At 72.7% G+C, this 23,084-nt stretch carries 22 protein-coding genes; 16 read left to right on the top strand and 6 right to left on the bottom strand.

Annotated elements, in window-relative coordinates; translation table 11 throughout:
• Window positions 1–100 precede the first annotated feature (100 nt).
• Complete coding sequence (locus tag ABEA93_RS42155; RefSeq protein WP_358358745.1) at window positions 101–184, bottom strand: putative leader peptide; 84 nt, start codon at window positions 182–184, stop codon at window positions 101–103.
• 226 nt (window positions 185–410) lie between these two features.
• Here ABEA93_RS42155 and ABEA93_RS22045 point away from each other — a divergent pair, with 226 nt between their 5' ends.
• The gene (locus ABEA93_RS22045; RefSeq protein ID WP_345677399.1) at window positions 411–956 is read left to right on the top strand and encodes a MarR family winged helix-turn-helix transcriptional regulator; all 546 of its coding nucleotides are present in this window, start codon (window positions 411–413) and stop codon (window positions 954–956) included.
• Window positions 957–982: 26 nt separating this feature from the next.
• Here ABEA93_RS22045 and ABEA93_RS22040 read toward each other — a convergent pair whose 3' ends face one another.
• Window positions 983–2,617 carry an acyl-CoA dehydrogenase family protein gene (locus tag ABEA93_RS22040; protein WP_345677398.1) on the bottom strand — a complete coding sequence of 545 codons (1,635 nt, stop codon included), beginning with the start codon at window positions 2,615–2,617 and terminating at the stop codon, window positions 983–985.
• An 18-nt stretch (window positions 2,618–2,635) separates the two neighbouring features.
• Here ABEA93_RS22040 and ABEA93_RS22035 point away from each other — a divergent pair, with 18 nt between their 5' ends.
• The gene (locus ABEA93_RS22035; protein ID WP_345677397.1) at window positions 2,636–3,922 is read left to right on the top strand and encodes a YihY/virulence factor BrkB family protein; all 1,287 of its coding nucleotides are present in this window, start codon (window positions 2,636–2,638) and stop codon (window positions 3,920–3,922) included.
• A 404-nt stretch (window positions 3,923–4,326) separates the two neighbouring features.
• Complete coding sequence (rsgA, locus tag ABEA93_RS22030; RefSeq protein WP_345677396.1) at window positions 4,327–5,361, top strand: ribosome small subunit-dependent GTPase A; 1,035 nt, start codon at window positions 4,327–4,329, stop codon at window positions 5,359–5,361.
• 322 nt (window positions 5,362–5,683) lie between these two features.
• Here the strand turns inward: rsgA and ABEA93_RS22025 are convergent, their stop codons facing one another.
• Entirely contained in the window at window positions 5,684–6,403 is a 720-nt protein-coding gene (locus ABEA93_RS22025) for a hypothetical protein (RefSeq protein ID WP_345677395.1), read from the bottom strand.
• Between the two features lie 443 nt (window positions 6,404–6,846).
• On the opposite strand from ABEA93_RS22025, the gene yidD reads away from it, so the two are divergent.
• The 3 genes from yidD (at window position 6,847) to ABEA93_RS22010 (ending at window position 10,975) form a co-directional block, all read left to right on the top strand.
• Window positions 6,847–7,746 (top strand): membrane protein insertion efficiency factor YidD, encoded by a 900-nt coding sequence (yidD, locus tag ABEA93_RS22020; RefSeq protein WP_345677394.1) that lies wholly within the window; start codon window positions 6,847–6,849, stop codon window positions 7,744–7,746.
• Between the two features lie 497 nt (window positions 7,747–8,243).
• Window positions 8,244–9,422: an acyl-CoA dehydrogenase family protein gene (locus tag ABEA93_RS22015; protein WP_345677393.1), complete on the top strand. Its 1,179-nt coding sequence runs from the start codon at window positions 8,244–8,246 to the stop codon at window positions 9,420–9,422.
• 314 nt (window positions 9,423–9,736) lie between these two features.
• On the top strand, window positions 9,737–10,975 hold the full coding sequence (locus ABEA93_RS22010) for a cytochrome P450 (protein WP_345677392.1): 1,239 nt from the start codon (window positions 9,737–9,739) through the stop codon (window positions 10,973–10,975).
• Between the two features lie 55 nt (window positions 10,976–11,030).
• On the opposite strand, the gene ABEA93_RS22005 is transcribed toward ABEA93_RS22010, so the two are convergent.
• The 3 genes from ABEA93_RS22005 to arfB form a co-directional block, all read right to left on the bottom strand.
• A complete protein-coding gene (locus tag ABEA93_RS22005) occupies window positions 11,031–11,573 on the bottom strand; it encodes an ATP-binding protein (protein ID WP_345677391.1) in 543 nt (180 codons plus the stop codon).
• A gap of 268 nt (window positions 11,574–11,841) precedes the next feature.
• Window positions 11,842–12,273, bottom strand: coding sequence for a DUF6086 family protein (locus tag ABEA93_RS22000; protein ID WP_345677390.1), 432 nt, complete (start codon window positions 12,271–12,273; stop codon window positions 11,842–11,844).
• A gap of 168 nt (window positions 12,274–12,441) precedes the next feature.
• Window positions 12,442–12,864, bottom strand: coding sequence for an alternative ribosome rescue aminoacyl-tRNA hydrolase ArfB (gene arfB, locus ABEA93_RS21995; RefSeq protein WP_345677389.1), 423 nt, complete (start codon window positions 12,862–12,864; stop codon window positions 12,442–12,444).
• 969 nt (window positions 12,865–13,833) lie between these two features.
• On the opposite strand from arfB, the gene ABEA93_RS21990 reads away from it, so the two are divergent.
• From ABEA93_RS21990 to ABEA93_RS21945, 10 genes are all read left to right on the top strand, one after another.
• A complete protein-coding gene (locus tag ABEA93_RS21990) occupies window positions 13,834–15,945 on the top strand; it encodes a S9 family peptidase (protein WP_345677388.1) in 2,112 nt (703 codons plus the stop codon).
• A gap of 254 nt (window positions 15,946–16,199) precedes the next feature.
• Window positions 16,200–16,502: an urease subunit gamma gene (locus ABEA93_RS21985; RefSeq protein WP_345677387.1), complete on the top strand. Its 303-nt coding sequence runs from the start codon at window positions 16,200–16,202 to the stop codon at window positions 16,500–16,502.
• 122 nt (window positions 16,503–16,624) lie between these two features.
• Complete coding sequence (locus ABEA93_RS21980; RefSeq protein ID WP_345677386.1) at window positions 16,625–16,987, top strand: urease subunit beta; 363 nt, start codon at window positions 16,625–16,627, stop codon at window positions 16,985–16,987.
• A complete protein-coding gene (locus ABEA93_RS21975) occupies window positions 16,984–18,699 on the top strand; it encodes an urease subunit alpha (RefSeq protein ID WP_345677385.1) in 1,716 nt (571 codons plus the stop codon). Before ABEA93_RS21980 ends, ABEA93_RS21975 begins: the two co-directional genes overlap by 4 nt.
• A 155-nt stretch (window positions 18,700–18,854) precedes the next feature.
• Window positions 18,855–19,544, top strand: a complete 690-nt coding sequence (locus ABEA93_RS21970) for an urease accessory protein UreF (protein ID WP_425585039.1) — start codon at window positions 18,855–18,857, stop codon at window positions 19,542–19,544.
• A gap of 75 nt (window positions 19,545–19,619) precedes the next feature.
• Window positions 19,620–20,354 carry an urease accessory protein UreG gene (gene ureG, locus ABEA93_RS21965; RefSeq protein ID WP_345677384.1) on the top strand — a complete coding sequence of 245 codons (735 nt, stop codon included), beginning with the start codon at window positions 19,620–19,622 and terminating at the stop codon, window positions 20,352–20,354.
• 69 nt (window positions 20,355–20,423) lie between these two features.
• The gene (locus ABEA93_RS21960; protein WP_345677383.1) at window positions 20,424–21,239 is read left to right on the top strand and encodes an urease accessory protein UreD; all 816 of its coding nucleotides are present in this window, start codon (window positions 20,424–20,426) and stop codon (window positions 21,237–21,239) included.
• Window positions 21,240–21,343: 104 nt separating this feature from the next.
• Window positions 21,344–22,291, top strand: a complete 948-nt coding sequence (gene galE, locus ABEA93_RS21955) for a UDP-glucose 4-epimerase GalE (protein ID WP_345677382.1) — start codon at window positions 21,344–21,346, stop codon at window positions 22,289–22,291.
• A gap of 170 nt (window positions 22,292–22,461) precedes the next feature.
• The gene (locus ABEA93_RS21950; RefSeq protein WP_345677381.1) at window positions 22,462–22,668 is read left to right on the top strand and encodes a type II toxin-antitoxin system VapB family antitoxin; all 207 of its coding nucleotides are present in this window, start codon (window positions 22,462–22,464) and stop codon (window positions 22,666–22,668) included.
• Complete coding sequence (locus tag ABEA93_RS21945) at window positions 22,665–23,081, top strand: PIN domain nuclease (protein ID WP_345677380.1); 417 nt, start codon at window positions 22,665–22,667, stop codon at window positions 23,079–23,081. The genes ABEA93_RS21950 and ABEA93_RS21945 overlap by 4 nt, the downstream gene beginning before the upstream one ends.
• Window positions 23,082–23,084: the final 3 nt, after the last annotated feature.

Here is a 23,084-nt window from a genome sequence, read left to right as displayed (position 1 = left end):
CGCACAGGCGGTCCCGCTCCGCGCCGTTCCGGGCGCATGGACGCAGGCTGCCGGCACGACCGCGCGCCCGGGCAGCGGAAGATGGAGCGGGCGTTGGTCGTCAGACCGGCATACAGAACGCGCTGGACATGCGTCCGAGGTCGACGTGAAGTCGACCGACGAGGGCAATTCCGGCGCGAGACATGCTGATGAGGTTGGCATGGAGTCGCCATGTCGTCCATCGTCGTCCGCGATACGAGCGTGGATCTCAAATAACGGACAGCTCATCTTGTTATATGAGATTCAGGCCCTCGGGTGGGTGCCGCGTGTCGCGGATGCGGTGCGGTTGGTTACCGTACGGAAGGCCGATGGCCGGAGGGGGCCGGTTTTCCGACGGGGGTGGGTACGGGAGTGGTAAGGAGCTGATTCACGTGTCCGGAGATGTCCTCGACCGGCCCGAGTCCCGCCGCGGCGGCCGCGGGGGAACCCGCGACGACGCCGACGGTACCGCGCAAACCCTGGGCGAGAACCGCGACGAGCGCCGGGAAGAGTCCGTCGAGACCCTCCGCTACGCCCTCAACGGCTTCCTCGCCGCGGTCCGCTCCGAACGGGCCGGGCGCTCGGCCGCCGCCGACTCGCCCCAAGTGCGCCGCCACCGCATCCTCGTCACCCTCGCCGACGAACTCGACCTGGACCCGGCGACCCTCGCCACCGTCGTGGGCCTTCCGCTGCCCCAGGTGAGCGCGATGCTCGAAGCGCTCGGCCGGGAGGGCCTGGTGGAAGGCGTCAGGCCCGGGCGCGGTCGCGGCGGCACCGTCGCCCGGCTGACTCCCGCGGGACTGCGCGCGCTCGACGAACTCGACACGGGGTTCCGGCGGCACTGGGAGGCCACGGTCGCCGATCTGCCGGACGAGGACCTGCGGACCGCGGCCCGGGTGATCAGCCGGTTGACGGGGGTCATAGTCCCGGCGCGCTAGGTGTCCGCGCCCGCAGCAGGCGCCCTCTACAGCGGGACCCGGGTGCGCGCGACGATCGACGCGGCGTCGACGCCGCGCGGGAGCGTGCCGAACATCAGGCCGCCTTCGCCGCCCAGCCTTGATGCGCAGAACGCGTCGGCCACCTCCGGCGTCGACCAGCGCAGCAGCACCGACGCCTCCAGCAGCAGCGCCATCCGCTCCACCAGGCGGCGGGCCCGGACCTCGATGCCGTCCAGGTCGGCCAGCTCGGTGAGGAAGTCGCGGACCGCCGCGTCGTAGCGGTGGTCGGTGCCGCGCGCGGTGCCGAGTTCCAGGAGGAAGGCGTCCAGGCAGGCCGGCTCGCGGCGCAGCGCGCGCAGCACGTCGAGCGCCTGCACGTTGCCGGAGCCCTCCCAAATCGCGTTCACCGGGGCCTCGCGGTAGATGCGGGGCATGCCGCCGTCCTCGACGTAGCCGTTGCCGCCCAGGCACTCCATCGCTTCCGCGGCGACCGCGATGCCGCGCTTCGTCGTCCAGTACTTGGACACGGCGACCGCGATGCGGAACAGCGCCTGTTCCTGCGGCTCGCTGCTGCCGTACGCGGCGGCCATCCGGATCGCCAGCGTCGTCGCGGCCTCGGACTCGATCGCCAGGTCCGCCAGCACGTTCGTCATCAGCGGCTGGTCGACGAGGGCCTTCCCGCCGACGTGCCGGTAGGCGGCGTGGTGGACGGCCTCCGTGACCGCGCGCCGCATGAGCGCGGCCGAGCCGATCGTGCAGTCCAGACGCGTCGCCGACACCATGCCGATGATCGTGGACACCCCGCGGCCCTCGTCGCCGAGGCGCCGCGCCCACGTGCCGTCGAACTCGACCTCGGACGAGGCGTTGGACTTGTTGCCCAGCTTGTCCTTGAGGCGCTGCAGCGCGAACACGTTGCGGCTGCCGTCGGGCAGCACCCGCGGCACCAGGAAGCACGTCAGACCGCCCGGCGCCTGCGCCAACACCAGGAACACGTCGCACATGGGGGCCGAGCAGAACCACTTGTGCCCGGTCAGCAGGTATTCGCCGTCCGCGGCGAGCGGCACGGCTTCGGTGGTGTTCGCCCGGACGTCGGTGCCGCCCTGCTTCTCGGTCATGCCCATGCCGGCCAGGCAGCCGGGCTTGGTGCCGGGCTCGCGGAGGAGCTGGTCGCCATAGGCGGTGGAGGCCAGGCGCGGCTCCCACTCGGCGGCGAGCACCGGGTCGGTGCGGATCGCCGGGATCGCGGCGTACGTCATGGAGATCGGGCAGCCGTGCCCGCCCTCGGCCTGACTCCATGTCAGGAACGCGGCGGCGCGCCACACGTGCGGTGCGGGCTCCTTGCTCGTCCACGGCGCGCCCGCGAGGCCGTAGCCGACGGCGGTGCGCATGAGGTCGTGCCAAGCGGGGTGGAACTCGACCTCGTCGATGCGGTTGCCGAAGCGGTCGTGGGTGCGCAGCACCGGCGTGTGGGTGTTGGCGAGCCGGCCCCACTCCTGGGCGGTCTCGCCGCCGGCCAGCCGGCCCAGCTCGCGGAGTCGTCCGAGGTCGGCGCCGGGGGCGTGTCTGGAGACCGCGTCGACGAGCGCCACGTCGGCGCCGAAGACGTCGTATCCGGTGAGCGGAGGAGGCTGGTTGGCGACTACGTGGGTAGGGCGGCCCATGCCCGATACTTTAGAACCGTGGCAGCGGACAAGAAAGAACGGTCGCCGGTCCGCGGTCCCGGCCGCATCCGGTTGCGGAGCGCTCTCTGGCGGATAGTCCGCGAGACGTTCATCTCGTGCTACGAGAACCGGGTGACGGGCCTGGCCGCGGAGGCCGGCTTCTTCATGCTGCTCTCGCTGCCGCCGCTGCTGCTCGGCCTCGCGGGCACCATCGGCTACCTCCAGGGGCTGCTCGGCCAGAGCACGATCGACGGGTTCAAGCAGGACATCATCGACGCGAGCGGCAGCGTGCTGTCGCAGAAGAGCGTCGACCAAGTCGTCGTGCCGCTCGTCAACGACGTCTTCGCGTCGGGGCGCGCGGACATCATCTCGGTCGGCTTCGTGATCGCGTTGTGGTCCGGGTCACGCGCGCTCAACGTGTACATCGACACGATCACGATCATGTACGGGCTCTCCGGGAAGCGCGGCATCGTCCGCACCCGGGTGCTGTCGTTCACGCTCTACACGGTCGGGCTGCTGCTCGGCATGTTCCTGATCCCGCTGCTGCTGGCCGGGCCCGATCTGGTGGTGAAGGCGTTCCCGCACTTCGCGGGGACGGTGCACATCTTGTACTGGCCTGTGCTGGTCGTGCTGTCGGTGTGCTTCCTCACCACGCTCTACCACGTGTCCGTGCCGGTGCGGACGCCGTGGCGCGAGGACATCCCGGGCGCGCTGGTCGCCCTGCTGCTGTGCATCCTCGGCAGCTTCCTGCTGCGCGTGTACCTCGCGACGACCGTCGACGGCCCGACCGTCTACGGGTCGCTCGCGGCACCTGTCGCGGTGCTCATGTGGATGTACTTCGCCGCGATGGCGATCCTCATCGGCGCGGCGATGAACGCCGCCATCGACCAGGTCTGGCCGAGCGAGGAGACCGCGCAGGCGCGCGCCGAGAAGGAGAAGGAAGAGGCCGCCGCGGAGATCGCCCGCGCGATGGCGACCGTCCGCCGCGCGGGCCGGCACCGCGGGCTCCCGGGCGACTGGGACCCGACCGACCCGGCCGACGAGACCGTCGACCTCATCGCGCCGGACGGCGCGGACGCGGACGAACCGCCGTCGGAGTTCCCCGAGCGCTGGGCCAACTACCCGTCGCGCGGCAAGCCGCCCGAGACGCGCAACGGCAACCACCGCATCGACGCGGGGCCGCCGCCGGTGCAGCTTCCGCTGGGGCAGACGCCGCCGGGGCTGTCGCTGGACGAGCAGCTGTGGCCGCCGGTGCGGCCGACGAACGCGGGGCCGGACGACCATGCGCGGCGGGAGAGCCGGTAGGGATCCCGCGGCCGTTTCCGGTCGGCCGCTGCGTGTGCGGCGCTGATGCTCGCTGTGTGCGGTGTGTGCGGTGTGTGCGCTGTGTCGGGCGCTTGCGCGGGGATCGGGAAAAGGAGTGGATCCGGGTCGGGGATCCCCGTAGTCTGTGGGTCGGCTTCGTGCCGTTGACCTGTCGAGCTGTGGAGAGTGGGGAGGTGGAGACCGTGAAGAGCAACGTCGCCTGGACTGTGGCCGTTGTGCGCGGCCCCGCTTTCGCGTCCACCACACACCTCCGGGTCCCGGCCTTCTAGCGGCTCCGTCCGCGTACGGCTTTCGCAGGGACCCGTTTCGAAGGGTCTCCCGACGTGATCTCCGAATTCTCTTTCGGATCTCCTTCTCTTCTGTCCTCGTCGGCTTCCGCCGACATGTCCGCCGGTCCGGCGGCGCTCGTCGCCCTGGGCTGGGACGCCGACCGCGACGCCGAGTTCGCGCCGTACGCGGACCGCGGTCTCGCCGTCGGCCGGGTGTCGCGCGTCGACCGCTCGCTGTGCGAGATCGTCACCGCCGACGGCACCGTGCGCGCCGCGCACGGCACCGGCGGACTGCCGTGCACGGGCGACTGGGCCGTGCTCACCGCCGACGGCACCGCGGTCGAGGCGCTGCTGACCCGACGTACCGCGGTCACGCGGTCGTCGGCGTCCGCCCGCTCCGAAGGCCAGGTGCTCGCGGCGAACGTCGACCTCGTCCTGGTCGTCGTCGGCCTCGACGTCGAACCCGACCTCGGCCGCATCGAACGCCTCCTCACCGTCGCCTGGGACTCCGGCGCCCAGCCGGCCGTCGTCCTCACCAAGGCCGACACGGTGGACGACGCGGACGACGTCCGGGCCGACGTCGAAACGTCCGCCCCGGGCGCGGACGTCCTGGTCGTCAGCGCGGTCGACGGCGTCGGCCTCGACGTCCTGGCCGCGCTGGCGAGCGGCCGCACCGTCGCCCTCATCGGCACCTCGGGCGCCGGCAAGTCGACCCTCGCGGCGGCGTTGACCGGGGCCGACCTCGAAACCGGCGCCGTCCGCCAGGACGGCAAGGGCCGGCACACCACCACCTGGCGCGAACTCGTGCCGCTGCCCGGCGGGGGTGTCCTCGTCGACACCCCGGGCCTGCGCGGCGTCGGCCTCTACGACGTCGAGGACGGCCTGGACCTGGCGTTCGCCGACATCGAGGAGTACGCCGCCGACTGCCGCTTCGCCGACTGCACCCACGTCGCCGAACCCGGTTGCGCGGTCCTCGACGCGGTGGAGACCGGGGCGCTCCCGGAACGCCGTCTGGAGAGCTACCGCAAACTGCGGCGTGAAGCGGAGTGGATCGCTTCGCGGACCGACCAGCGCCTGCGGGCGGAACGGGCGCGGCAGTGGAAGGTGATCCACAAGGAGATGCGGAGGAATCCGTCGCCGAAGAAGTAGGGGCAGGCCGCTGTAGGCGGCGATGCCGGCAGGTGCGGCGGCGGCGCGCGTGGGGTTGTCGGTCGGGACGGAGAGCGTCCCCGGGGCGATGGCCTGCCGCCGTCCGCGCCCTGCGCCCGCCGCGGGGTGCGGTGGGCGTGGGCGTCGGTGGGGACGGTCTCCGTCCCGACCGACGGCCTGCCGCCGTTTGTTCCCTGCTCGTGCGGCGGTCCCGGCGTCGTGCCGCCGCTTACGGCGCGTGTGGTGTGCCCTCTCGCCGACCGTCACCGCGAACATGCTGTGCCGTGACGCGGCCTCCGCGGGTCGGGACGAACGTGTCCGGTCAGCCCGGGGACTTCTCGGCGGTCTTGGCCGGGGCGGGCCCTCGGGAGAGGACCTCGTTCCGGTAGTGCGCGGTGAGCCCGTGCATGTGGGCCTGGATGTTGCCGAGTTGGGCGTGTGCGCGGAGCCGGTCGACAGGGCGGGCACCGGCAGCCGCCCGCTCGGCAAGTGCGGCGGTGGCGGTGCGCACGGTCTCGACGCGTCCCCGCAACGTGGCGAGTTGTGTCGCCGCGCCTCGTGTCACCGTCTGGCGGGCGGCGTCGTAGGCGCCGTAGTGGGGGTTGCTGTACGCGACGTCGATACGGGAGCCCTCGTCCTCGCCGACGTACGGCACGCGCGGCGGCGCGGCGTCCGCGGCCTCGATCGCGGCTTGCGCGTCCCGGTGCGCCAGCACCGTGGCATGGCCGAGCGTCGTCCGGAGACCCGAACGCACCGCCTCGGCGCGGCGTTCCTCATGAGTCGACGGCGCCCGCGGGGCAGGCGGATCGGCCTGCACGATCGCGTGGACCGCCGCCGACAAGTCGGCGGCCGCGGCTGCTCCCACGTCGGGCGAGGGCGCCGTCGGCGCGGAGGCCTGCCGCGCGGCGGCGAGTCGCCCGCGCAGTTCGGCGATTCCCGTGTGGAAGCCGGCCCACCACGGGCCGTCCGTCGCCTGGCGAATGGCGCTCTCCAGCGCGGGGTTCGGCGGCTCCGGGCTGGTCGCGGCGTCGGGCATGCTCATTGCTGTCTCCGTCGTGTCGGCGCCGAGGCGCGCCGACCGTCGTGAACACGCGTCTGTCGAGCGGGCCCGTGAGCGCATGCGTCGGCGGCGTGTCCTGAGGGGGACACGCCGCGGCTACTCCTCCGTGGCTGTTTCGAGGCTAGGAATCACTTGTTGCCGCGATGTTGACGATTCATGTAGTTCGGCCCGGAGTTCGCGACGCGTTGGCGGACAGCGCCGAGGCGCGAACGTCGACCGTACGTGACGGTGCGCTTCTTCTGCCGTTGCGCACCGTTCCGGAGCTGCCGCGGTGCTCGCGTGTTCCGGATCGGTCGGTTGTGTGATCGGGGGGCGTACCCGGCAAAATTCGCGGGGAACCGATGGGCTTGTCGGGGCCTCTGGCAAGGTGTCGGGGCAGGCGGGGTCGCTCGGTGCCGGGTTGACGGGGAGGAAAGGGTCGAGCAATGGCGCACACAGGGAATCCGTTCGGCGGCGGGGCCGCGGGCGGGGGCAATCCGTACGGGGCGGGCGGGCAGCAGCCGGTGCAGCACCGGCGGGACTGCCGTGAGCCGTACCGGAATCCGTGTGCGAACCCGTGCGGGCCCGACGACGACGGCGACGACGCGCTCGACGTGATCCTCGACGAGAGCGGGACCGGGGACGGCCCCGGCTCCTGGCCGGGCGGCGGCGGGCGCGGTGGCCGGGACGGTCGGGACGGTCGGGGTGACTCGGCGCGGGGCGACGGTCCGCTCGGTGGGGGCAGTGGCCAGGGCGGGTCGTCGTCGGGGGCTTCCGACCGCGGTCCGTCCGGCGATGCCAACGTCGGCGGCTCCGGTGGGAACTCCGGCGGAGACAAGGACGGTTGCGGCTGCATGCCCGGCGGCAAGGGCGGCGGTGGCGGCCGTAAAGACGGCGATGGCTGCTTCGGCGGTGGCGGCGGTGGCGGCGGCAGCCGCGGCGGGGGTGGCGGCAGCGGTGACGGCTGCGGGGGCTGCGACCCCTGCCTGCTCCGCATCGTCCTGGTGCTGCCGTTCGTCGTGCTGTGGTCGGCGATCCGCGCGCTGGTCGGCCGCCCGATCCGCACTGCCGCGCACGGCAAGCCGCTGTCGCAGACCGACCGTGTCCTGCCCCAGGGCCGTGCCGCCCGCACGCTCTTCCGCGCGGTGCGCTGGTACCGGCTGTCCCTCAGCCCCCGCAAGCCCGAACCGATATGCCGCTACACCCCCAGCTGTTCGACCTACGCCGCCCAGTCCCTGCAACGCCACGGCGCCTGGCGCGGCACCCGGCTCACCCTCCGCCGCCTGTCCCGCTGCAACCCCGGCCACGAGGGAGGCCACGACCCGGTCCCGCAGCGCGGGCACTGAGCGAAGGACGCTCGGTGGTGCTTCGTTGCGGTTGCACGGTTCGCGACGGCGACCGGGCAGCGCCAGCAATCCCACGCCCACCCGTGCGGTCACAAGCGGCCATAAGCGGTCATATAGGCATTGAACCGGGAGAAAGGCCTGTGAAGCGGTAGCGGATGCGGCGCCACGGCGGCCGGCCGTGCTCGGTCTCGGGACCGGGTGGCGGTCCGCGTCGTCCGGATGCGTCGCCGGTCCTGATCGGAAGGGTCCGCGTGCGTGGGTGACCGGCGGGCCGGATGCCGAAGCGGACGTTGCGGCGGTCCCTCGCAGCGTTCGGGTGTTCCCCGCAGACAGCCGGGTGAACCGGGTGGTAGCAAGGGGCCGTCACTTGTTCTGCCCGGTCGTTTCCGGCCGGGTCGGGTGCGGCGGTTCCGGACGGATGGACGGGCGGAGCGCCGGTGCCGGCCCGGTGCGGTGGTGTGCCGGAAGACCGTTCGACCTGGCCCTGGGAGGCACGTATGGCGCTCGCGCCGATCGATCCGCGCGATCCGCTGGGGATCGACGACTTGTTCGATGCCGAGGAACTGGCTGTCCGGGATACCGTGCGGCGGTTCTGTGCCGACCGGGTCGCGCCGTATGTGGCGGACTGGTTCGAGCGCGGTGAGCTGCCCGGGATCCGGGAGCTCGCCGTCGAGATCGGTCGGATCGGTGCGTTCGGCATGCACCTGGAGGGTTACGGCTGCACCGGTGCGTCGGCCGTGCAGTACGGCCTGGCCTGTCTGGAATTCGAGGCCTGCGATTCGGGGCTGCGGTCGCTGGTGTCGGTGCAGGGGTCGCTGGCGATGTTCGCGATCCACCGGTTCGGGTCCGAGGCACAGAAGGAGGAGTGGCTGCCGCGCATGGCGGCGGGTGAGACGATCGGCTGTTTCGGGCTGACCGAGCCGGACCACGGGTCGGATCCGGCGTCGATGCGGACGTACGCCAAGCGCGACGGCACCGACTGGGTGCTGAACGGCCGCAAGATGTGGATCACCAACGGCTCGGTGGCGTCCGTGGCGGTGGTGTGGGCGCGTACCGACGAGGGCATCCGCGGGTTCGTGGTGCCGACCGGCACCGACGGGTTCTCGGCGCACGACATCCACCACAAGATGTCGCTGCGCGCGTCGGTCACCAGCGAACTGGTGCTGGACGATGTGCGGCTGCCCGCGGATGCGGTGCTGCCGGAGGTGACCGGCATGCGCGGGCCGTTGAGCTGCCTCAACGAGGCGCGCTTCGGGATCGTGTGGGGTTCCCTCGGCGCCGCCCGGACCTGTCTGGAAGCGGCGCTCGACTACAGCCGGACGCGCGAGCAGTTCGGAAAGCCGATCGGCGGGTTCCAGCTCACCCAGGCCAAGTTCGCGGACATGGCACTCGAACTCCACAAGGGCCTGCTGCTCGCCCTGCACATCGGTCGCCGCAAGGACGCCGGGACGCTGCGGCCGGAGCAGGTGAGTTTCGGCAAACTCAACAACGTCCGGGAAGCCATCGAGATCTGTCGGACGTCCCGCACGATCCTGGGCGCCAACGGGATCTCGCTGGAGTATCCGATCATGCGGCATGTGACGAACCTCGAATCGGTGCTGACGTACGAAGGCACGTCCGAGATGCACACGCTGGTGATTGGCAAGGCACTGACGGGATTCGACGCGTTCCGCTGAGCACCGGGGCCGGGAGCGACGGGAGCGACCGGGCGGGAGAAGCCCGGCGAGGAGTAGTCGCGCCGGCAGAAAACCGGGCCGACAGAAGGCAGCGCGGGATAGCAGCGCGGGATAGCAACGCGGGAAAGCACAGCCCAAGGAACGGCCGCGCACCGGGGGCGCCCGGAGGGGTGTCCGGAACAAACCCCTTCTGGCGGCCCCGGAAAGCCATTACCGTGCTCCCAGCGTTCTCCCGGCCTTTGCCCCGCTCTGCTCCTTCCATCGCGCCGGGACGTCTACGGTCCGCCGCCACGGGCCGAGGAAGAAGGTGCGTCGTGACCACGCAGCCTGCCCAGGGGGATACCGCCGAACGCACGCTCGAGGCCGGCCCGGGCGTCGACCCGGGCTTCGCTGCCGCCTTCGACCCGTTCGCGGACGACGTGCTGGCCGACCCGTACCCCGCGTGGGCACGGATCCGGGAAGCCGGTCCCGCGGTGCACCTGCCGCGCCACGACGTATGGGCGATCGGCCGGTACGCGGACGTGCGCGAGGCACTGCGCGACCACGAGACGTTCTCGTCCACGGGCGGCATCGGCCTGCGTCCGATCGCGGACCCGGTCGAGGCCGGGCTGCCGAGCAGCATCGACCCGCCCGACCTGGAGCGGTACCGGCGTTTGATGGGCGCCCAGTTGGGCCCGCGGCACCTGCCGATGCTCGGGGACATGATCCGCGTGCGTGCCGAGGACCTGGTCGCGGACCTGCTGGCGCGCGGCACGTTCGACGCGGTGGCCGACTGGGGCCGCACATTCCCCGTCGACGTGCTCGGCGACCTGGTCGGCCTGCCGGTGCAGGGCCGTGAGCCGCTGCCGCGCTGGGCAGCCGCCGTGTTCGACAACTTCGGTCCGGACAACGAGCGTTCCGCGGCCGCGAAGCCGCTGCTCGCGGACCTCATCACGTACGTGTCCGAGGTCGTCACGCGCGAGAACCTCGACCCGGACGGCATGGGCGCCAAGGTCTTCGAAGCGGCCGACCGCGGGGAGGTGAACGAGGTCGAGGCGATGTCGGTGATCATGACGTTCCTGGTCTCCGGCATGGGGACGGCGTCCGATGCCCTCGCGCAGATGCTCGTGCTCCTCGCCGAACACCCCGACCAGTGGAAGGCGCTGCGGGAGAACCCGGCGCTGATCCCCGGCGTGTTCGAGGAAGTGCTCCGGTACGACGCCCCCGTGCAGGCGTTCTTCCGCACCGTGGTGCGGGACGCGGACGTCGGCGGCGTGCAGGTCCCGGCCGGCTCGCGGGCGATGCTGCTGTTCGGCTCGGCGAACCGCGACGGGCGCAAGTGGGCGGACCCGGACCGGTTCGACGTGGGCCGGAACCCGGTGGACCACCTGGCGTTCGGCTCGGGCGCGCACAGCTGTCCGGGTCAGGCGCTGGCGCGGCTGGAGGCGAAGACGCTGCTCAACGCTTTCGTCCGCAAGGTGGAGCGGATCGAACTCGCGGGGGAGCCGGTGCGGCGCCTCGGCCAGGTGAGCCGGTCGTGGGAGTCGGCGCCGATCCGGGTCGTTCCCGTCTGACCGGTCCGACCCGTTTGCCCTGCCGCCCCGTCCGCCCGGTCCGCCCCGTCCGAAGCTAGAGGGGCACCGGCACGCGGATCCGGATCGTTTTGCCGGTCTCCGAGGCCAGGACGTCGATCACGCCGTTCGCTTCCGCGATCGTCAGCTTGACGATGAACAGCCCGCGGCCGTCCTCCGCGTCCATGCCGGTGTCCATCAACGCGCGCGGCCGAAAGGGGTGGTCGTCGCTGACGTCGAGCCGGATCCGCCCGTGCGCGATCGCGCAGGTCACGCGGACCTGCTCGGTCAGCACCGCGGCGTGTCGGACCGAGTTGGACACCAGTTCGGTCGCGGCCAGCAGCAGGGTGTCGGTCAGGTCGTCGTCGACCCGCCAGCCGCGGAGGAGGTCGCGCAGCCGGTGCCGGACTTCGGGCACCGCGGCGAGCACGGGCGGCAGCGTCCACCGCACCAGCACCGGACCGGGCGGCGCCGCGGACCGCGGCGCGGGGACCGGCACGCCGCCGGACGCGGCGGGTACGTCGGCGGTACGGCGCAGCCGCGCCTCGGCGCGCTCCCGGTGCGCCGCGCGGCGCGATCCGGGGCGCCCCGCGGCGCTCACCACGATCTCCGGCGCCGCACGGGGCGGTCGGCGGCCGGGGGGCCTGCGAGGGGAGCCGCGGCCTGGCGCGCTGTCGAAGCCGACGCATGGCAGGCGGCCGCGAAAGGACGGCGCATCCGGGAAATCCTCTGATGTGCGGAAGGACGTGGACGGCCAGTGTGGGGCGCCCCGCGATGCGGTACGTGCGGTTCTCCGCGGCTGATTGCGAATGACATCCGACGGCGCTTTCCCGGCCGACTTTGACGCAATCCGCCCGGGTTACGGCCTATCAGACCGCCATGAATCGGGACAGCTCTTGAGCTTTGCGGCGCAGCGCGCGATCGGCCGCGACCTGGGAGAGACAGCCGACCGCGGGGCCGGCCTGCACATCGTGAGCTGCCGCGGCCGGGTCCGACTCGGCCGACTCCCACCGCACTCCGACACCCGCACGCTCCGCGAGGACCAGCATCATGGCGGCGAAGCCTTCGGACAGCGCATGAACGACCGCGTGCCTGATCCGCCGATGCCGGTCCACCAGCGCGTCGACGAAGACGCCGAGCGCGGCCGGGTCGACTTCGCACGCGTCGTTCTCCATCGGACCGAGGCCGGACGGGACGCCGAGTTCCGCTTCGAAGACCGCTACTTCGCGCAGGAACAGCCGCGACGCACCGGTGGACGGATTCCAGAGGGTCCGGTCGCCGAGGTCGTAGTACTGGCTCATGCGGGTCCCGGGGCTGGTGTCGTGGGCGGGCGCGTCGGGCGGGTGCGGGGGCCGCGCGACGGGGCTACCGGTGGAGGCCTGGCATGGGGTGCGGGCCGTCGGCGTGGCCCGTCGATGGGGCGGCCGCGGCGCGGCCACCGGACCTTGTCGGCTCCCGGCCGAGCAGCGTCAGTCGTTGGGGGACTTTCGTAGCCGTTTGACCTCGGAGCGTTGGTGTTTCTCCGTCAGCCGGCGTTCTTTCGCGCGGCGGCTGGGGCGGGTCGGGCGGCGGGGCGGCGGGGGCGGTGCGGTGGCGGCGACGAGGAGTTCGGCGAGGCGGCGTTGGGCGGCCTGCCGGTTCATCAGCTGGGAGCGCTGTTCGGACGCGGCGACGGTCAGGACGCCGTCGACGAGCCGGTCGGCGAGGTTGTGCAGTGCCCGCGTCTTCAGCAACTCCGGCAGCGAGGTGGTCGCGGCCAGGTCGAAGGACACTTCGGCGCGGCTGTCCGTCGTGTTGACGGATTGCCCGCCGGGCCCGGAGGAGCGCGAGAAACGCCAGGACAGCTCGGCCGCGGGCACCACCGAGCCGCGGATATCGAGATCTGTCGGCATTCCCCCATTGTCCGCCGCGGGGGCGGGCAGGTGCGAGCGGGTTTTCTTTCTGGCGGCGGGACGGTGCTCGACGCTGCCGGGCCGGTCCGGTCCGAGTCGAGCCGCGCCAAGCCGGGCCGGGTCGGGTCAAGTCGGGGTGGGGGCGCGTCGAGCCGGACGTAGCCGGGCCGAGCCGGGCCGACGCGACCACACGACCCCTCGGCCACGGCAACGGCGGGCAGCTCCGCGACCGGGGAGTTCCGAAGGCGGCCCGCCGCCACCGACGCCGACCCGTGCTACCTGCGCCCGAGCCGACCAGCCTCACCTGCCGGCCCCGACCCGCCGACTTGCCCAGGCCGTGCCGACTGACCCCGCACGCCCTTTGCCTTGGCGACCAGCCAGGCCTGTGCGCGACCAGTCGATACGCCGCCCCGCCGACCAGAGCTGCCCGCGCCCAGCCGACTTGCGTCGCCGACCTGCCCCGACCCGGCCGCGCCTGCTGACCCCACGGGCCCTGTCTTGTCTTGGCGACCAGCCTGGCGCGTGCGCGTCGACCAACCAACTCGCCTCGCCGCCCCGCTGACTGGAGATGCCCGCCCCGAGACCGTCGTCGCCGACCAGCCCCGCGCCGCCCCGGCCGCGCCGACTGACGCCACAGGCCCCGTCCTCCCTTGCCGGCCTGCCCGGCCTGCCCGGCCTGCCCGCGCCGACCAGCCAACTCGCCCCGCCGACGCGTGCGGCCCGCGCGGGAGCCGAGCTGCCCTGCCGACAGGCGCCGACGCACCGTCCAGACCCGGCCGCGCCGACCGACGTCACACGCCCGTCCCGCCCTGCCCAACCGCCAGGCCGGTCCGCCCGGACCAACCAACTCGCGTCCCCGCCCCGCCACCCCAACCCAACCCAACCCAACCCACCCTCCTCATCCCCACCCCGCCGTGTCGTCCGCCCCACGTTTCACCTCTCCGCCCCGGGACGCGACAGAATCACCCCATGACGACACACACCGAACTCCCGTACGGCTCCTGGCCGTCACCGGTCACCGCGGAGTCGCTGGTCGCCGGCGTCGCGGTGCCGCTCGAAGTGCGCGTGGACGGCGCCGACGTGTGGTGGTCCGAGGCGCGTCCGTCCGAGGGCGGGCGTGAGCAGATCGTGCGCCGAACGCCGGACGGCACGCGTACCGACATGCTGGCCGACGGGGTGTCGGCGCGTACCCGGGTGCACGAGTACGGCGGCGACGCCTGGAACGTGCGGGGCGGCGTCCTGGTCTACGCGAACTGGTCCGACCAGCGCGTCTACCGCCTCGACCCGGGTGTCGCGGCCGACGCCGCGGTGCCGGTCACCCCGGAGCCGCCCGTCCCGCACGGGTTCCGCTACGGCGCCGCCGAGATCGTGCCCGCGGGCGTGTGGGGCGACCGGGCATGGGTGGTCGCGGTCCGGGAGAGCCACGCGCCCGACACCGTCGCCGCGCACGGCGAGGCGGTCAACGAGATCGTCGCGTTCCCGCTGGACGGGTCCGCGGCGGCGGACCCGGGCGGGGTCCGGGTGCTGGTGACCGGGCCGGACTTCGTGTCGTCGCCGCAGGTCGCCCCCGACGGTTCGGCGCTCGCCTGGACGCAGTGGAACCACCCGGACATGCCGTGGGACGCCACCGAACTCGTCGTCGCCCCCGTCGGCACCGCCCCCGGAGGCGGCCCGGCGCTCGGCGAAGGCGAGGTCGTCGCGGGCGGTCCCGGCGAGTCGGTCGTCCAGCCGACGTGGGGGCCGGACGGCGCGCTGTGGTTCGCATCGGACCGCCGCGGCGGGTGGTGGAACCTGCACCGGGTGGGCGCGGGCGGGCAGGTCGAGGTCGTAGCGCCGGTCGACGCGGAGATCGGCGGTCCGCAGTGGTCGCTCGGCATGCGGGTGTTCGCGTTCCTGCCGGACGGCCGGATCGCGTGCCGGCTGGTCCGCGACGGCCTGTGCGATCTGGCCGTCGCCGACCCGGCCCGTCCGGAACTCGCCCCGCAGGCTTTGGTCACCGGGCTGACCTGGATGGCCGAGGTCGTCGCGGGCCCGGCGGGCGGCCCGGACGTGGTGCTCGTCGGCGCCGGCCCCGCCGAGCCCGCCGAACCGCTCGGGGTGTCGCTGCCGCAGCCCGCGGCGGAAGCCGGCGGCGTGGCCGCGGAGATCGACGACACGCAGCCGCTCGCCGGCGGCCAGGACGTCGACGGCGCACACGCCCTCCTGGAACGCCTGCGCCCGGCGCAGGAACCGGTGATCGGGCCGGAGTGGGTGGCGGTGCCCGAGCCGATCGCGTTCCCGTCCGCGGGCGGGCGCACGGCCTACGCGATCTTGTACCGGCCCCGGCATGCGGAGGTTCAGGCGCCCGAAGGGACGCTGCCTCCGCTGATCGTGTCGATCCACGGCGGGCCGACGTCGATGACGCGGGCGATGCTGACGCTGAACATCCAGTACTGGACGACCCGCGGGTTCGCGTTCGTCGACGTCAACTACGGCGGCAGCACCGGCTATGGCCGCCCTTACCGGGAACTTCTGGACGGTGCCTGGGGCGTCGTCGACGTCGAGGACTGCCAGGCGGCGGCGCGCCACCTCGCCGACACGGGGGTGGTCGACCCGGGCAAGCTGGCGATCCGCGGCGGTTCCGCGGGCGGGTTCACCACGTTGGCCGCGCTGGCGTTCGGCGACACATTTCAGGCGGGCGCGAGCCATTTCGGCGTCGCGGACCTGGCGGCACTCGCCCGGGACACACACAAGTTCGAATCGCGGTACCTGGACGGGCTGGTCGGGCCGTACCCGGACAAGGCCGGGGTGTACGCGGAGCGTTCGCCGATCAACCACGTCGACGGCATCGACTGCCCGCTCGCGGTGTTCCAGGGCCTCGAAGACGAGGTCGTGCCGCCGTCGCAGGCCGAGATGATCGTGGGCGCGGTGCGCGACAAGGGTCTGCCGTACGTGTACCTGGCCTTCGAGGGCGAGCAGCACGGGTTCCGGAAGGCGGAGAACATCATCCGCGCGCGTGAAGCGGAACTGTGGTTCTACGGGCAAGTGTTCGGATTCGCGCCGGCGGATGTGACCGAGGCGCCGCCGGGCGAAGGGTTCTGACGCCGCGACACCGGCGACAGCGGCAGGCGGAAAGCCGTACCTCACCCGATCGTGATCACCCGTTCGTGCCGGGCGCGTCCGCCGCGCCCGGCACCGCAGTCCGGACAGACTGGGACGTATGCGAACCCGACCGGGAGCGTGAGCAGTTGGATACCTGTCGGTAACAACGGCCGCACCGGAGGGAAACACGGGCCGGGGATTCTCGTGGGCAAGCCAGGAGGCACCGGTCGATCGGAAGAACGGGGGACCCGCGCGTGCTGCTGACACCGCACGAACAAGAGCGGCTGATGCTCTCGTACGCGGCCGACCTGGCGCGTCGGCGCCGAGCCCGCGGCCTGCGGCTCAACTATCCGGAGTCGGTCGCCGTCCTGTCGTCGTTCCTCCTCGAGGGGGCCCGCGACGGGCGCGGTGTGGCGGATCTCCAGGAGGCCGGCCGGCACGTGCTCGGCCGGGACGACGTCATGGACGGCGTCCCCGAGATGCTCGGGGAGGTGCAGGTGGAGGCGACGTTCCCGGACGGCACCAAGCTGGTGACGGTGCACCACCCGATCCCGTGACCGCCGGCCGCGGCGGCGCGTCCCCGAACGGTTCCGGGTCCGCCAACGGCGTCGGACCCGGCTCCGGACCGGCAACCACCCGGCCTCGCGGCCGGGTCCGCCCTCCCGCGTCGCCCGGGCCCGTGGTGCCCGGCGAAGTCCTGCTCGGCGACGGGCCGGTGCCCCTCAACCCGGGCCGCCCGGTCACCGCGCTGCGGGTCCTCAACACGGGGGACCGGCCGGTGCAGATCGGTTCGCATCTGCACTTCCCGGCGGCCAACGACGCGCTCGACTTCGACCGGGCGGCGGCGTGGGGGCGGCGGCTGCACGTCCCCGCGGGCACGGCCGTCCGGTTCGAGCCGGGCGTCGTCCGCGAGGTGCAGCTGGTGCCGATCGCCGGTGCCCGCGTCGTCCCCGGGCTGAAGGACGGCCGCGGGGGCACCCTCGACGCGGTGCCACCGGCACCGCCGACGGAAGCCGATCCCGCCGACGGGGCGGTCGCATGAGCGCCATCGACCGGCACCGCTACGCGCTGCTCTACGGCCCGACCACCGGCGACCGCATCAGGCTCGCCGACACCGACCTGATCGTCGAAGTGACCGAAGACCTGTGCCGTCCGCGCGGTGCGGGCGGCGACGAGGCCATCTTCGGCGGCGGCAAGGTGATCCGCGAGTCGATGGGCCAATCCGCCGTGACCCGTGCGGACGGCGCACCGGACACGGTGGTCACCGGCGCCGTCATCCTCGACCACTGGGGTGTGGTCAAGGCCGACGTCGGCATCCGCGACGGCAGGATCTGCGGCATCGGCAAGGCCGGGAACCCGGACACCATGGACGGCGTGCACCCCGACCTGGTGATCGGCCCGTCCACCGAGGTGATCTCCGGCAATGGGCGGATCCTCACCGCGGGCGCCGTCGACTGCCACGTCCACCTCATCTGCCCGCAGCAGTTCGCCGAGGCGCTCGGTGCGGGCGTGACCACGATGATCGGCGGCGGCACCGGACCCGCGGAAGGCAGCAAGGCGACGACGGTCACGCCCGGCGCGTGGCATCTCGCCCGGATGCTCGAAGCACTGGACGACGTCCCGATCAACTTCGTGCTCCTCGGCAAGGGCAATACGGTCTCGGACGCCGCACTGTGGGAGCAACTGCGCTCCGGCGCGGCCGGGTTCAAGGTGCACGAGGACTGGGGTTCGACCCCCGCGGTGATCGACGCCAGCCTCCGCGTCGCCGAAGCGTCGGGCGTGCAGGTCGCGCTGCACAGCGACACGCTCAACGAAACCGGCTTCGTCGAAGGCACGTTGGCGGCGATCGGCGACCGGACGATCCACGCCTACCACACGGAAGGCGCGGGCGGCGGGCACGCGCCGGACATCATCACCGTCGCGGCGCTGCCGAACATCCTTCCGTCGTCCACGAATCCGACCCGGCCGCACACCGTCAACACGGTCGAGGAACACCTCGACATGCTGATGGTGTGCCACCACCTCAACCCGTCGGTGCCGGAGGATCTGGCCTTCGCGGAATCCCGGATCCGGCCGTCGACGATCGCCGCCGAGGACGTGCTGCACGACCTCGGCGCGATCTCGATGATCGGATCGGACAGCCAGGCCATGGGCCGGGTCGGCGAGACCGTGCTGCGGACGTGGCAGACCGCGCACGTCAACAAGGTGCGGCGCGGCGCGCTCCCCGGTGACGGTGCATCCGACAACCTCCGGGCACGCCGGTACATCGCGAAGTACACGATCTGCCCGGCCGTCGCGCACGGCCTCGACGACGAGATCGGGTCGGTCGCGGTCGGCAAGCTCGCCGATCTGGTGCTGTGGGAGCCCGCGTTCTTCGGTGTGCGCCCGCACCTCGTGCTCAAGGGCGGGGCGATCGCGCACGCCGCGATGGGGGACGCCAACGCGTCCATCCCCACCCCGCAGCCGGTGCTGCCGCGGCCGATGTTCGGCGCCGCGAACGCCCGTGCCACGAGCGTGCATTTCGTCGCGCCGGCGGCGCTCGACGCCGGCCTCGCGGACCGCCTCGCGGTACGCCGCAGACTCGTTCCGGTCGCCGACGTGCGCGCCCGCGGCAAGAGCGCCATGCCGCTCAACGACGCGACCCCGCGCATCGAGGTCGACCCCGGGACGTTCGCCGTGCGCATCGACGGCGAGAAGGTGGAATCGGAGCCCGCTGCCGCTTTGCCGATGGCGCAGCGTTACTTCCTGTTCTGACCCGGCTGCCTTCCGTTAACAAACGACAGGTAGCCTGACCGTGCAGGGCGGGCCCGCAAGGGGCCGCGACACGCATGCAGCCAATCGGCAGCGGTGACCGGCCAGGACCGGAATCGACGGCTTCGAACGGTACTTGAAATTTGGGGTGGTACATCATGGGGGCGGGACTCCTTCTCCTCGGCGACTCACGACTCCCCGCGGGCGGACACGCCCACTCCGGCGGACTGGAAAACGCGGTGGCCCGCGGCGCCGTCCACGACCTCGACACACTCACCGACTTCCTCCTCGGCCGCCTCTACGGCGCGGGCACGGTGCAGGCCGCGTTCGCCGCCTGCGCGGCCCTCGCCGCCGGACCGTACGCGGTGCCGGCCGACGCGCCGTGGACCGAACTCGACGCGGAACTCGACGCCCGCACCCCGTCCGCCCCGGCCCGCGCCTCCTCCCGCGCGCAAGGCCGCGCGCTGCGCCGCATCGCGCGCGCCGCGTGGCCGGAGGACCCGTGGACGGCGCTCGGCGTCTCCCCGCACCACGCGGTGGTGCTCGGCGCGGCGGCGACCCGGGCCCGGCTCGACGCCCACGGCGCGGCCGTCCTCGCGGCGACGCACACCGTCAACGGCCCGGCCTCGGCCGCGGTGAAGCTCCTGTCGTTCGACCCGATCGCGGTCACCGTCGTCCTCGCCGAAATGACCGGGCACTGCGACCAGGTCGCGGCGGAAGCGGTCGCGGCGGCGCGGACGGTGATGGCCGACCGCGACTGGGACCGGCTGCCCGCCTGGTCGACGCCCGGCCTCGACGTGAGCGCGGAGCTGCACGAGCGCGAGGAGGTCGTGCACTTTGCGTCGTGAGGCGGTCGGCTGAGGGACGTCCGCTGGTTATCCCACCTCGGACCGAGCCCTATTGCCCTTCCAGGAGGCGCCGTCATGGCCCACGTCGAACACAACCCCGGCAACGGGGGCCGCGCACACGGCCCCGCGCCCGACGCCCCCGGATCGCGGGCGCTGCGGATCGGGATCGGAGGGCCGGTCGGGTCCGGCAAGACCGCGCTGGTGGCGGCGCTGTGCCGGGCGTTGGCCGGGGACGTGTCGCTGGCGGTCGTGACCAACGACATCTACACCACCGAGGACGCCGACTTCCTGCGGGCGGCCGGCGTCCTCGCGGCGGACCGGATCGCCGCGGTGCGGACCGGCTGCTGCCCGCACACCGCGGTACGCGACGACATCAGCGGCAACCTCGACGCCGTCGAAGACCTCGAAGCGGCGCACAGCGACGTGGAGTTGCTGCTCGTCGAGTCCGGCGGCGACAACCTGACCATGACGTTCAGCCGCGGCCTCGCCGACGTGCAGCTCTTCGTCATCGACGTATCCGGCGGCGACAAGGTGCCGCGCAAGGGCGGGCCCGGGGTGATGCGCTCCGACCTGCTCGTGATCAACAAGACGGACCTGGCGCCGATGGTCGGCGCGGACCTGGGCGTGATGGCCCGCGACGCGGAGCGCATGCGGCCCGGGACACCGGTGGTGTTCCTGTCGCTGCGCGGCGGCGCGGACGGGGCGGCCCCGGTGGTGGCGTGGGTGCGGGCGCAGTTGGCGGCGTGGCAGTCGGGAGTGGCGGTGCCGGTGGTGGCGGACCCGGTCGAGTCCGCGCGATCGGCCGGGTGACGCGTGGAAGCTGTCGCCGTCGTACGGGCGGAAACGGCGCCGAGCGATCGGGGTGCGGGGAGCCGGATCGTGGTGCTGCAGGGGCGGGCGCCGTTGCTGCCCCGGGTCGCGGCGGTGCCGGGTTCCGGCGCGGAGGTCGTGTTCGTCGGCGGGGCGGCGGGGCCGCTCGGCGGTGACGAGCTGGCGGTGCGCATCGAGGTCGGGGCCGGGGCCCGGCTGACGGTGCGCACCGCCGCGGCGTCCGTCGTCCTGCCGGGCACCGGCGCGGCCGCCCGGCAGCGGGTGGAGATCGACGTCGAGGACGGCGGCGAACTGGCGTGGCTGCCGGAGCCGGTGGTGGTGGCCGCGGGGGCGCGCTACGAGTCCGCGGTGCGGGTCACGCTGGGGCGGGCGACCCGGCTGCTGATGCGCGAAACGCTGGTGCTCGGTAGGGCATTCGAACCGTGCGGCGATGCCGTGTCGCGGTGGGACGTGAGCGCCGAGGGCCGGGTGCTGCTGCGCCAGCAGGCGGCGTACGGGCCGGGGGCCAAGCCCGGGTGGCGCGGGCCTGCCGGGACGTGCGGCGGCACGGTGGTCGGGACCGAACTGCGGTACCCGGACGTCCCCGACCTCGCGCCGCGGCTGCCGAGCGTGCCGGGACGCGCGGTGTGCGCGTTGGCGGGCGGGGGACGGCTGACGACGGTGGTGGCGGGGGACGCGTTGACGGCGGAGCGGTTGATGGCGGGGGTGGTCGACACCGAAACGACCGCGTTTGTCGGTGCGATGATCACACCGGCCGAGGGGGGTCCCCCTGACAACAATCCTCGCCTGCCGCGGCCCGCGGAGACAATTTCGTTATCCACAGCCCCGGTCGCGGTGGACGAAACGGGGGCCTTACCGGTCTGACCATCACGTTGCCGCACTGCACCGCGACCGTCCTCACGGTTCTCTCACCTCCTCCCGGCACGATTTACTGTCCTCGAGCCGGGTCGACGAAAGGGAACAAACTGATGCGACTCCTCGTGACCGGTGGCGCCGGATACATCGGCTCGGTGACGACGGCGATGCTCCTCGACGCCGGGCATGACGTGACGGTCCTCGACGACCTGTCCACCGGCCACCGCGACGCGGTGCCGGCCGGGGCGGCGTTCGTCGAGGCGAACATCACGGAGGCCGGGCCGGTGCTGGCCACGGCGGCGTACGACGGCGTGCTGCACTTCGCGGCGAAGTCCCTCGTCGGCGAGTCCGTCGATGCGCCGGCCAAGTACTGGGGCAACAACGTGGCGGGCTCCCTCGCCCTGCTGGACGCCGTCCGCGCGCACAACGTGCCGCGTTTCGTGTTCTCCTCGACGGCCGCGACCTACGGCGACCCCGTCGAGGTGCCGATCGCGGAGACGGCGGAGACCCGGCCGACGAACCCGTACGGCGCGTCCAAGCTGGCCGTGGACCACATGATCGGCTCCTACGCGCAGGCCTACGGCCTCGCCGCGGTGTCGCTGCGCTACTTCAACGTCGCGGGCGCCCACGCCGGCCTCGGCGAACGGCACACCGTCGAGACGCACCTGGTCCCGCTCGTCCTCCAGGTCGCCCAGGGCAAGCGCGACCACGTGTCCGTCTACGGCACCGACTGGCCGACCCCCGACGGCACCTGCATCCGCGACTACATCCACATCGCCGACCTCGCGCGCGCCCACCTGCTCGCCCTGGACGCCGCCACCCCCGGCGTCCACGAGATCTGCAACCTGGGCAACGGCATCGGCTTCTCGGTACGCGAAGTGATCGAGGCCTGCCGCCGCGTCACCGGCCACCCGATCCCCGCCGTCGACGCCCCCCGCCGCGCCGGTGACCCCGCCGTCCTGGTCGCCTCCGCGGACCGCGCCCGCACCCTCCTCGGCTGGAAGCCCGAGCACCCCGACCTCGACCGCATCGTCGCCGACGCCTGGTCCCTGCTCACCTGACGCAGCCGGCCGCAAGAAACACCCGCAAAAAGACGGAGGGCGCCCCGGCCAAAGGGCGCCCTCCATGCGAACTGCACAGTTCGCGAGCAGGGACAGCATACCGCCTCCTTCGACTGATATCGGAACGTCCGGATCAGTCGATATCATTTGGAGAGACGAAGGAGGGTGCCATGTCCCGCACAGTGATAGACCTCGACGACGAGATCGTGGCCGCGGCCATGCGTCTGTACGGCACGAAGACCAAGGCGGCTGCGGTGCGTGCCGCCATGGAGGAAGCCGTGAAGAAGCGGTTGCGCGACGAGTTCTTCGCCGCAATCGACAGCGGCGAGATCGATCTCGCCCACGACGCCCGCAGCGCCGGCACGGGTGCCGCATGACCGACCGCTACTTACTCGACACGTCGGCGCTGCAGCGCAGGGCGAAACCTCAAGCGAGGGTGCTGCTGGACGAGTTGAGCGAGCGTGGCGTGCTGGCCTTGTGCGGCCCGGTCGAGATGGAAGTCATGTACTCGGCGCGGAACGTCGGCGAGGCGCTGCGCATGCGCGAGTGGTTGCGTGGCTTCGACCACCTCCCCATGCCGGACGAGGTCTGGGATCGAGCCATCGAAGTCCAGCATTTCGCCATTGCGAAGGGCCTGCATCGGGCGTTGTCCCTGCCGGATCTGCTGATTGCCGCGACTGCCGAGCGTCACGGCGTGACGGTGCTCCATTACGACGGCGACTACGACATGATCGCCGCCATCACCGATCAGCCGATGCGGTGGATCGCGCCACCGGGCACCGCCGACTGATTC

Source organism: Yinghuangia aomiensis, from assembly GCF_039542225.1.
Classification (GTDB): domain Bacteria; phylum Actinomycetota; class Actinomycetes; order Streptomycetales; family Streptomycetaceae; genus Yinghuangia; species Yinghuangia aomiensis.
This window is presented reverse-complemented; position numbering and strand designations above follow the sequence as displayed.